Annotated in this window: 8 protein-coding genes; all 8 read right to left on the bottom strand. The window is 70.9% G+C overall.

Annotated features, from left to right (window positions below; genetic code table 11):
• Positions 1 to 1,297 (bottom strand): ABC transporter permease (locus tag P3L51_RS32895; RefSeq protein ID WP_354609004.1); only part of this gene is annotated, 1,297 nt, incomplete at its 3' end.
• Positions 1,294 to 2,316: an ABC transporter ATP-binding protein gene (locus P3L51_RS32890; protein ID WP_354609003.1), complete on the bottom strand. Its 1,023-nt coding sequence runs from the start codon at positions 2,314 to 2,316 to the stop codon at positions 1,294 to 1,296. The genes P3L51_RS32895 and P3L51_RS32890, both read right to left, overlap by 4 nt.
• A gap of 89 nt (positions 2,317 to 2,405) precedes the next feature.
• Positions 2,406 to 3,239, bottom strand: a complete 834-nt coding sequence (locus tag P3L51_RS32885; RefSeq protein ID WP_354609002.1) for a class I SAM-dependent methyltransferase — start codon at positions 3,237 to 3,239, stop codon at positions 2,406 to 2,408.
• Entirely contained in the window at positions 3,236 to 3,856 is a 621-nt protein-coding gene (locus P3L51_RS32880; protein ID WP_354609001.1) for a flavoprotein, read from the bottom strand. Before P3L51_RS32880 ends, P3L51_RS32885 begins: the two co-directional genes overlap by 4 nt.
• Positions 3,853 to 5,751 carry an ABC transporter ATP-binding protein gene (locus P3L51_RS32875; protein ID WP_354609000.1) on the bottom strand — a complete coding sequence of 633 codons (1,899 nt, stop codon included), beginning with the start codon at positions 5,749 to 5,751 and terminating at the stop codon, positions 3,853 to 3,855. Before P3L51_RS32875 ends, P3L51_RS32880 begins: the two co-directional genes overlap by 4 nt.
• Positions 5,752 to 5,813: 62 nt before the next feature.
• On the bottom strand, positions 5,814 to 7,028 hold the full coding sequence (locus P3L51_RS32870) for a T3SS effector HopA1 family protein (protein ID WP_354608999.1): 1,215 nt from the start codon (positions 7,026 to 7,028) through the stop codon (positions 5,814 to 5,816).
• Positions 7,025 to 8,083: a class V lanthionine synthetase subunit LxmK gene (gene lxmK / locus P3L51_RS32865; protein ID WP_354608998.1), complete on the bottom strand. Its 1,059-nt coding sequence runs from the start codon at positions 8,081 to 8,083 to the stop codon at positions 7,025 to 7,027. The genes P3L51_RS32870 and lxmK overlap by 4 nt, the downstream gene beginning before the upstream one ends.
• A 514-nt stretch (positions 8,084 to 8,597) precedes the next feature.
• Complete coding sequence (locus P3L51_RS32860) at positions 8,598 to 8,768, bottom strand: helix-turn-helix domain-containing protein (RefSeq protein WP_354608997.1); 171 nt, start codon at positions 8,766 to 8,768, stop codon at positions 8,598 to 8,600.
• Between the last annotated feature and the right edge of the window lie 1,165 nt (positions 8,769 to 9,933).

Here is a 9,933-nt window from a genome sequence, read left to right as displayed (position 1 = left end):
GCAGACGAAGTGACTCGGCGAGCGGGACTCTGGAACCGCTGCGCAGCACACTGTTGGCGTACATCCGCCCGGCGATACGGGTCAGTCCCACCAGCGCGGCCACCGCCAGCACCAGGGACACCGCCACCTGCCACGCCGGCGCGATACCGAGCAGCATGCGCGCCGGCATCAGGATCGGGCTGAGCGGCGGTACGAGCGAGAGCCACTCGATCACCGGGTCGTGGGCGTTCTTGCTCAGCAGGGATATGCCCAGCACGAACGGCGTGGTGATGAGCACCATCACCGGCTGCACCACCGACTGCAGGTCCTCCTGGCGCGAGACGCGCGCCGCCGCCGCGGCCAGCATCGCGGCGAAGAGGAAGAAGCCGAGCAGGAACCAGACGCCCATCGTCACCAGCGTCCCGGCCACCGCCGTCGGCAGTGAGATGGCTCCGGTGCCCTCGGCGAGCACGACCGCGGCTCCGCCGAGCAGGACGAGTTGGGTCACGCCGACCACGGCCACACCGATCAGCTTCCCCGCGAGGAGCTGCCAGGGCCGGATGCTGGAGAGCAGCAGCTCCACCACGCGGCTGGTCTTCTCCTCCACGACGCCCTGCGCCAGCATGATCCCGTAGATGATGAAGAAGAAGTACAGGAGTCCGGTGGAGGAGAGAATCAGCGCGAACTGCTCGGCCGCGCTGTGCCCCGAAGGCTCCAGCGTTCTCGTCTCCGCGGCCGACGACCCCACGCGCTCCGCGAACTCCACCGGGTCCACGCCCGCGCGCTCCAGCTCTCGCGCGGTGCGCTCCTCGGCCACGGCGGCGTTCACGACGGCGAGCAGGTCCTCGTTCGTCTCGCGTTCCACGGTCACCGTGAGGTCGGCCGGGTCGCCACCGATCACGGCGGCGACGTCACCGTCGCGCAGCATCGTCTCGGCGCGGTCGCGGTTGCCCTCGCCGCCACCGTCGCCGTCGATGGTGACGAACTCGAAGTCGAGATCGGTCGCCCGGTCGGCGACGGCGGTCAGCATCGGGCGCAGCGCGGCGACGTCCCGGTCGAGACCGACCTTGGTCGGCCCCTCCTTGGAGAAGAGGATGATCAGGGTGTAGACGCCGAGTCCGAGCACCAGTCCCAGCGTGCTCAGGACGAAGGACTTCGTCCGCATCCTGCTGTTGATCTCGCGCCTGGCGACCAGGCCGACCGCCCGGCGGGCCGACAGCGCGCCCGGATCGGGGGAGGGGCCGCCACCGGGGGCCGGTGCGCCGCCGTCCGGTACACGCGCGTCCGTGCCGGCGTCTGCCCGCGCCGCTGTACTCATCGCCCGCCGCCCTCACTGTCGCTGTCCGCCCGGACCGCTCCCGTTCCCGCTCCCGTTCCCGTTTCAGCCGTGGCCGTTGCTGTAGTCGTGGCCGTGGCTTTCGCCTCGCTCTCGGCGTCGTCTCTGGTCACCAGATCGCGGTACAGCTCGGTCAGCGGCGGCTGTTCGGATACGAAGGTGGACACCGGCCCCGTCGCGAGCGCCGCGTGCAGCACCTTCTGGTCGTCGGCGCCCTTCGCCAGCCGGAGCCGGGTCCGGGTGCCCTCGCGGCTCACGACCTCCACGCCCGCCAGCCCCGCCGCCCAGTGCTCGCCCGCCCCGGGCGCGTCGACCAGCAGCCGGCGCTCGGCGCTCTCGCTCAGCTCGCGCACCGTGCCGCAGGCGATGAGCCGCCCGCCGCCGACGATGCCGACGCGGTGGCAGACCCGCTCGACGAGGGCCAGTTGGTGGCTGGAGAAGATGACGGGCACACCTTCGGCGGCCCTCTCCGCGAGCACGTCGCGCATCACGTCCACCGCCACCGGGTCGAGGCCGGAGAACGGTTCGTCCAGCACCAGCGCCTTCGGCTCATGCACCAGGGCCGCCGCGAGCTGGACGCGCTGCTGGTTGCCGAGGCTGAGGTTCTGGACCTCCTCGGAGGCGTACGACGAGACCTCCAGCCGCTCGATCCACCGGTCGGACGCGGTACGCGCGGCGGCGCGCGACATGCCGTGCAGCTCGCCCAGATACCGCAGGTGTTCGGCGACCTTCATGCGCGGATACAGGCCGCGCTCCTCGGGCATGTAGCCGAACTGCCTGCGGGCCGCGAAGTCGACGGGACGGCCCTGCCAGCGGACTTCTCCGGCGTCGGGGGTGAGGACTCCGAGGATGATCCGCATCGTGGTGGTCTTGCCCGCCCCGTTGCTTCCCACGAAGCCGAACAGCTCACCGGCGCGGATGTCGAAGGTCATGTCGTCGACGGCTCGGCGCTTGCCGTAGCTCTTCCGTACGCGGTCGACCTCCAGCGCTGCCGCAGCCATGTGCCGCACCTTCCGACGGTGATGAGGGAGACAGTGATGATGCGTTAACTCGTTGAAGTATTGCGTTAACACATCACTTCGTCAAGCTGTCACGCGCTCTGACGCTCCACCACGACGATGTGCTTCTCCGTCAGCTCTGACAGCGCACTCCGGTCCCAGCCGGCCCAGCGGCCGGTGACGCGCAGCCCCGCGAGCCTGGCCATCACGTCGAACTCGGCGGGCCACGCGTACCGGCTGACCTCCGGCACCTTCCGCAGCCCGCCGGGGCCCAGGATCGTGTGGACGACCAGCGCGGACTGGAGCTGCCTGTTCACCTGGATCGTGTCCAACAGCAGTGCGTCCGCCGCCAGATGACCGATCTGTGTCGTCGCCTCGGAGAGCCGGTGGTAGTTCTGCGGGTTGTACGTCTCGAAGACCGCGACCCCGCCGTCGGCGAGCGCGTCGTGGATGCCCAGCAGACAGCTGATCTGCAACTCCTGCGTGGGCAGCATGAAGAACGTGTTCAGGGCGGTGAGGACCACGTCGTACCGCTCCTCCACCACCAGCGCGCTGAAGTCGGCGACCGAGCTGGTGATATCGCCCGTGGGGTCGTTCTCGTGGAGCTTCGCCAGCATCGCGGGGGAGGCGTCCACGCCGTGCACCCGATAGCCGTGCTCGGCCAGCGGGATTGCCAACCGGCCCGTACCGACGCCCAGTTCGAGGAGCGAGGCCGGTGCCGGACGCAGCTCCTCCAGAAAGGCGACCATGGAGTCGATGGCCGGTCCGGAGGTCGGGTAGAGCGAGTCGTAGACATCGGCCAGCGCCTCGCCGTACGCGCTGCTGCCGGGCGCGCCCCGGGAGGGCTTGGAGCCGTTGGCGGCGCCGTTCGGGCGGGCGGAACCGTTCGTACGGTTCTCGGTCTGCCGGGGTGCTTCGGTGGTCATGTTCTCTCCCTCTGCTTCTCCTGCGCTGTTGCCAACTCCGCCCGCAACCGGTCGGCCGCGGACAGGACTTCGGGGAACGACGCGGGCGCCCAGGCCTCGCGCCGGCCACTGGTCGTACTGCGGCCGGGATGCGGCGGGACGACGATCACATTGCGGCGGCCGGCGAGCTTGGCGGAGTGTTCCGCGTACGCCGCGCTCTGCGCGCCACCGGGCGGCAGCGCGGGCGCCAGCGCGATCGCGGCCTCCGTGCACTGGAGCGCGAGGACCGACGGCGAGTCCCCGAGCCCAAGTGCCAGTCGGGCCAGGTAGTTGAGCGTCGCGGGCAGGACCACCACGGCGTCCGGCCACTGCGCGAGATCCACATGGCGGGCGCGCGCCTCGGGCTCCTCCGGCCAGCGGTCCGCCAGCACGTCGCAGCCGCCGATGGCGACCAGCGCCTCGCGGGTGACGAACCGGGTGGCCGCCCCCGTAAGGACGTAACGCACCTCCACCCCGGGCTGCCCCATCTTCAGCCAGCTCGCCCAGAACGGCAGATGGGCGGCGGTCACCGACCCCGTACCGATGACCAACAGCCGCCGCACGCCCACCGGTTCGGGCACCCCCGTCCCGGCGGTCACCGGGCCGCCGCTCCCGCCCCCGAACCCGCCACGGGCGCGGATTCGGAAGCGGGGGCGGTCTCCGGCGCGAGCGCCGGGTCCATGGGGGCGGGCGGCGTGGCCGCCGGGGCGCCGTTCACGGCCGGGGCGACGGCACTCCCGCCCTGCCCCTTCCCGCCGCGCAGCGTCTGGCCGTGCACCAGCTCCTGGTAGAGCGCGGAGCGCGTCAGCAACTCCTCGTGCGTACCCCGGTCGACGACGCGCCCCTCGTCCACCACCACGATCAGGTCCGCGTCCTGCACGGTCGAGATGCGGTGCGCGACCGCGATCACCGCCCGCTCGGCGGCGAGTTCACGCATCAACGCCCGCAGCCGCTCCTCGTTCTCGCTGTCGAGCTGGGACGTCGGCTCGTCGAAGAGGACGACCCGGGTGTCCCGCAGCAGCACCCGGGCCGCCGCCAACCGCTGCCGCTGACCGCCCGACAAGTCCTCCGCGCGGCCCAGTTCGGTGTCCAGGGAGTCCGGCAGCGCCTCGACGGCGCCGCGAAGCCCGAGGGTCTCCAGCGCACGCCACAGCTCCGCCTCCGGTACGTCGGAGTCCCTGCCGAGCTGGAGGTTCTGCCGCACCGTGCCCTCGACGAGGGTGAAGCTCTGGTCGACGTAGCTGATCTCGCCGCGCAGCTGGTGCAGCGGCCACTCCTCGACCGGGAAACCGCACAGCGAGATCCGGCCCGAGTCCGGCAGCAGGAAGCGCTCCGTCAGGCCGAGCAGCGTCGTCTTGCCCGCGCCCGAGGGACCGACGACGGCGGTCAGCCCGCGCGCGGGCGCCGCGAACGACGCCTCGTGGATGATGGTGCGCTCGCCGTCGACGTACGAGACCTGGTCGAACTCCACGGCCGGCGCGGTGGGGGAGGGCTCGACCGGCGTGGCGGCCCCGGGGTCCTCCGACGGGATCATGAGCACGCTGTTCAGCCGGCCGCGCGCGGCCAGACCGGCCTGCATCCGGGCGAAGCCCGACACCAACAGCGTGATCGGCGAGACCAGTTGGAGCAGATACACGATGAAGGCGGCGAACTCGCCGATGTTCAGATCCCCGGAGGCGAGCCGGGCCCCGCTGACGACCATCACCGCGACGATCGACAGCTGCTGCCCGAACTGCATCGTGGGACCGACCAGCGCGCTCACGCGCGCGACGGACACGGCCGCCTTGCGCGCGTCGTCGACGCTGTCCCCGAGCGAGGACGCCACCTGACGCTCCGCCAGGAACGCCTTGACCGTCGGCAGCGACAGCACGGCCGCCGTCATCTGCTGGGACATCGAACCGATGGCGTTCTGCTGCCTCTCCACCCCGCTGCGGATCGCCCGTACACAGGCGGCGATGCCGAGCCCGGCGATCGTGAACGTCGCCAGGACGACCAGGAGCAGCACCCAGTCCAGCAGCCCCATGGCGATCAGCGTGCCGATGGCCAGGAACAGGGACGACGGGATCTGCGCCACACCGACATCCACCACGGAGCGCAGCTGCGAGCTGTCGGAGCTGGCGCGGGCCACCAGATTGCCGGCTCCCTCGCGCCGTACACGCCGCAGCGGCAGGGTCAGGATGTGCGCGGCGATCCGGAACCGCGCCTCGGACACCAGGGCCTCACCGGCGCGGGCGAGCAGGAAGGAGCCGAGCGCCGAGGTGAGACCGGCGCCGAGCGCGAGACCGGCCATCAGGAGCATCGGGCGGATCGGCCGCTCGTCCTGGCCCAGGGCCACCACCAGGTCGCGGACCTGGAGGGGGAGCATGAGCGTGGCGACGGCGGAGAGCATGCTCATCACCACCGCACCGGCGACGGCGGTCTTCCGGCCCTCCAGGAGCTGGGCGAAGACGCGCAGTTCATCGGTGCCGGCCGGACGTGGTTCTGCCTTGGCCATGGTGGTGGTTCTCCTCCAGCTTGCGGTTACATCCGGTCACTTTCGGTCGCACGGCCGACTGGTCAGGGCGCGGCGGCGGCCCCGGCGGGGGTGGTGTCGGTGTCGGTGGTGGAGTCGGTGGTGGCGTCGGTGTTCGGGTCCGCCGTCGGTCCGGGTGTCCAGGGCCAGGCCGCCGAGTCGAGGTTCCGGGCGGGGTCGGCGGGGTCGACGTTCGCCGCGGCGCAGGCCGCCGACAGTTCGGCGACGGTCGGTCGCTCGCGCCCCTGCTCGGCGGCCGCCACGAACGCGCGGGCCACCACATGCGCGCGGTGCTCGCCGAAACTGAGCCCGCGCATCCCGGCACGGTCGTCCTTCGGCTCCCAGGCGGCCGTCACACCCGGGGCCACGACGTGCGCGAACGCGGGGGACGGGCCGTCCGGCAGCCCGGTGGCCAGCGCGCTCTCGGTCAACGCGTCGACCACGCCCCAGGATTCGGAACTCAGATAGACCACCATGCCGTCGTTCCGCGGCAGGCTGGCCGGATTCGAGATGATCTTTGCCCGGTAGATCGCCGACCGGCTCTCCAGCGTGCTCAGCACGGCGTTCCACAGGGCGGGCCCCTGCTCGGCGTCGGCCACCCGCAGGTACATGCGCAGCAGATCGCCGCCGCCGGTACGGCCCTTGCCGCTGTCCACCAGGAAGAAGCCCGGCGAGATCAGCGGGCGGGCGGAAGGGAGGGTCATCAGGACCACGGGGCGCGCCGGATCGCCGACCGTACGGCCGGTCTCCCGCAGGGACACCGAGTCGGGCACGCCCAGGCGCAGACCGTCGATCTCCACCACGCGCCGCCCGGCGGCCGTCCGCCGCTCGGTGAGGATGGCGGGCGCGACGGTCGCCGGGTGGGGGGTCGCCTCGGCGATCCGGGTCTCGTACTCCGGCGCGCGCAGTGTCCTGGGGGCCTTGCGGTCGCGTATTCCGCGCCCGGTGTGCAGCACTTCGTACAGGGTGCGGGCGAGCGTGAAGCGCATCGCGGGCGGGGACTCGGCCGTGATCTCGTCGTCGCCGACCCAGGCGGTTCTGCCGTCCGTCGCGATGCGGATCGCGTCGAGCGCGTCGCGCAGGCCGGCGGCGAGGAGCGGAGCCGTCCGGCCGGTGGGGTCGGTCGGTTCCGCCCCGGCGGCGGCGTCCGTGGCGGTGGCTGCTTCTGGGCCGGTGCCGGTGCCGGTGCCTGGGCCGGTTTCCGCGTCCGTGCCGGTGCCGGTGCCGGTGCCGGTGCCCGTGCCCGTGAGCGTGCTCATGCGGCCTCCCCGAGTCCCACCGTGGAGACGAAGCTCCGCGGGTCAAGTAGCGCGGTCCGGCCGATCCCCGCCGCCGCCCGGACGATGGCCGACAGGCGGCCGTTCTCCTTGGTCGAGGCGATCAGCCGGTCGATCAGATGCCATCCGGCGTACGACGTGGCCCGCACGACGAGTCCGTCGTCGCCGGGGCCGCCGCCCTCGCGGTAGCCGCGGTGGAACGCGGCGATCAGCGGCAGCACGCGGTTCAGCTCCTCGCTGCCGCGCGCCACGACCTCCTCGTGGGTGAGCGTCGCGGAGAAGGCGTCTTCCGTCTCCTGCGAGGGGATCCGCAGCACCGCGCGGTGCAGCCACTCGCCGACGTACGCCCCGACATCGCGCGCCGGATCGCCGAGCCGGAACTCCTCCCAGTCGTTCACGTACAACGCGCTCTCGGTGGCGAGGAACTGATCCAGCCTCAGGTCACCGTGGATCGGCACGCGCGCCGCGTCGGCCTCGCTCGCCCGGAGCCGTTCGAGCCCGTCGAGCAGCGCGGCGTCGCGCTGCAACAGGCCCCAGCCCTGGATGAACGCACCGGTGGCGTTGACGTAGTGCTCCAGCGGCAGCGACCGCAGGTCCTCGACGGGCGGATACGGGTGCGGATCCGGCTCGGGGAAGTCCTCCGGCAGGAACGGCAGTTGGTGCAGGGCCGCCACCGTCCGGCCGGCCTCGGCGGACGTCGCCTCGGTGAACTCCTCCTCCGCGGCGAGCTCGCTGCCCGACCGGATGTCGTCGAGCATGCCGAAGACCAGCAGACGCTGTTCCTCGTCGCCGCCCAGGAATTCGGGGCGGGGGAAGGGGGATCGGCCGCGATTCATCAGGTGCTCGAATGACATCAGCCGCTGGTAGCGCTTCAGGGATTCCTTGGGATTCCCTTTGAGGCGCTTCACGAATACGGCATTGCCGGTGTCGGTCACGCCGGACCAGTTGTCGTTGCGGCCCGGATAGGAGAAGACCTCCGAGGCGTTGAGTGAACCCAAGTGGAGCTGGACGAGGAGCTGTTCGACCGATGCGTCCACGGGACTGTCGACAGCCGACGCGGAAGACCGGCCCTGCGGGTATTGAATCTTTTCGCCTGCCACAGCCGTTTTCTATCGCGGGACGCCGTCGGCGGACAACGAATTGACCGCCATCGGCCACCCTCGGCTGAGGCGGGGCGCGGTGGGTAAGGCGCAGGACCGCCGCGCCGGGCCGGACGGGCGGTGCGCGGCCGTCCCCGGGGACCCGCCGGGCACCGCCGCAGGCGCGTCCGGGGGACGACTCGCTGTGGGGCTTTCGTCGCGCCGCTGCCACGCGGGTCAGCAGGGAAAACCGTACCCGCGTGCGGCGTCACGAGGTTCGGGCCGACGAACGGCGGCCGGTGACGATTCCTCCGCCAACCGTCACACGGCACCGCCGCTCGTAGGACCTACCCGTCCGAACGGGAATTGCCAAATTCTCGTCGCCCGCGTGTACCCGGTGCCGCGTGGTGCGGCACCACATGGTGCTTGTCGCGCGGGCATCGGGTCATTGAACCGGGTGATTGGACGGGGCTCACACGATTCTTCGCCGTACGGCCCACACAACCGCTTCGATCGGCGTTTCGACGTCGACGCGTTCGCATATGGCCCGCAGTTTTCGGCGCAGCGTGCGGTCGCTCATTCCCATCCGGCGTGCGACCTGCGCCATGGTGCAGCCCTGCGAGACGAGTTGCAGGATTCTCAAGTGATCGTTTTCCAGTCCGAGGTGGGGGGCTCTGAGGACACTTCGTGGATTCACCTGTATCAACCTCACGGTTGTCCGGCGGTGAGGCGCCGGATTCCGAGGTGCTCGACGGCCTGAAACAACAAGCTCGTTCACAGGGCTGCCGCCGGAAGAGCTGCTTGCTCCGGTTCGATCGAGCGTGGTCGGGAAGTACGGATTTCCGGTCTATGCGTCAGTCAAAATTCCTGCCCCCGTTTCAGTCATCGGACCGGAGTGGTAATCCGATCCGTCCGCCCGTGACGCGGGAGTTGCCTCCCCCGTGGTCGAGGTGGGCGAGGTGTCGGCCACCCGCGGCCATGACACCCCTCCATCTCGCCTCCACTCCGTATGTTCAAACGGTCCGGTGGGTGGGGTGAACAGGGCGGGATGTGATCGCCCTGTGCTGTCGACTCGTCACCGGTCGATCCGAAGGGTGCCCGTACGGTCTCTCAGCTTCAGTTTTCCGCCCTCGCGCGGGGCCCAGGGGGGTGGTGCGACACGCCCAGAATATGTGACGCACATCACAGCATCCATTTGAGGTTCTCATGAGTCTTCGCGATGCGGCCATGTCCGGAACGTCGCGACTGGGTACCTCGGCAGGGTGTCCGCCGGACACGTCGCGGACGCGGTCGCGCGCCCCGTCGGGACCTGCCGGGAGCGTCGTACGCGCCGCTCGGAGGCCGGGTCCCGCGAGCGGGGAAGTGATCCCGAGGCAACCAATTCAGGCCGTCGCGGGGCAGGTTGATAAACGGCCGAATGGCTGGATGGAAGGCGTCCGATGCGCGAGAGGGCAGCCGCTATTCCGGGCATGGCAAGGCGCCGCGCCGGATACGCGGAGGAAAGGCCATGCCCCTGTTGTGTACGGCGTGTTAAGTGTCGGTGGAGGCGGGCGAGTCGACTCCGGGGGCGGTTCGGAATTGTCCGCCGAAGGCCGGGCGGCCGGGTCCGCTTTCGCGCCGGGAGCTTCCCCCACGTCCTCGCCAGGCTCTCTTCGTGCTTTCTTCGCGCGTCCTTCGTGCTCTCTTCGCGTCTCGGTCACGGCTCCTCCGTGCCCGCTCGGTCGGGTCGGGTGGCCGGGTCGGAGTTGGGTCGGGTCGGAGTTGGGTCGGGTCGGAGTTGGGTCGGGTTGGGGTTGGATCGGGTTGGC

The organism is Streptomyces panacea, from assembly GCF_040560175.1.
Taxonomy (GTDB): domain Bacteria; phylum Actinomycetota; class Actinomycetes; order Streptomycetales; family Streptomycetaceae; genus Streptomyces; species Streptomyces panacea.
Note: the sequence above shows the minus strand (reverse complement) of the source record. Positions and strands in the feature narration are given on the sequence as shown.

Bases quoted from the DNA above. Each gene is read 5' to 3' on its own strand.
- P3L51_RS32890 (WP_354609003.1), bottom strand. From the start codon at position 2,316: ATGGCTGCGGCAGCGCTGGAGGTCGACCGCGTACGGAAGAGCTACGGC.
- P3L51_RS32885 (WP_354609002.1), bottom strand. From the start codon at position 3,239: ATGACCACCGAAGCACCCCGGCAGACCGAGAACCGTACGAACGGTTCC.
- P3L51_RS32875 (WP_354609000.1), bottom strand. From the start codon at position 5,751: ATGGCCAAGGCAGAACCACGTCCGGCCGGCACCGATGAACTGCGCGTC.
- P3L51_RS32870 (WP_354608999.1), bottom strand. From the start codon at position 7,028: ATGAGCACGCTCACGGGCACGGGCACCGGCACCGGCACCGGCACCGGC.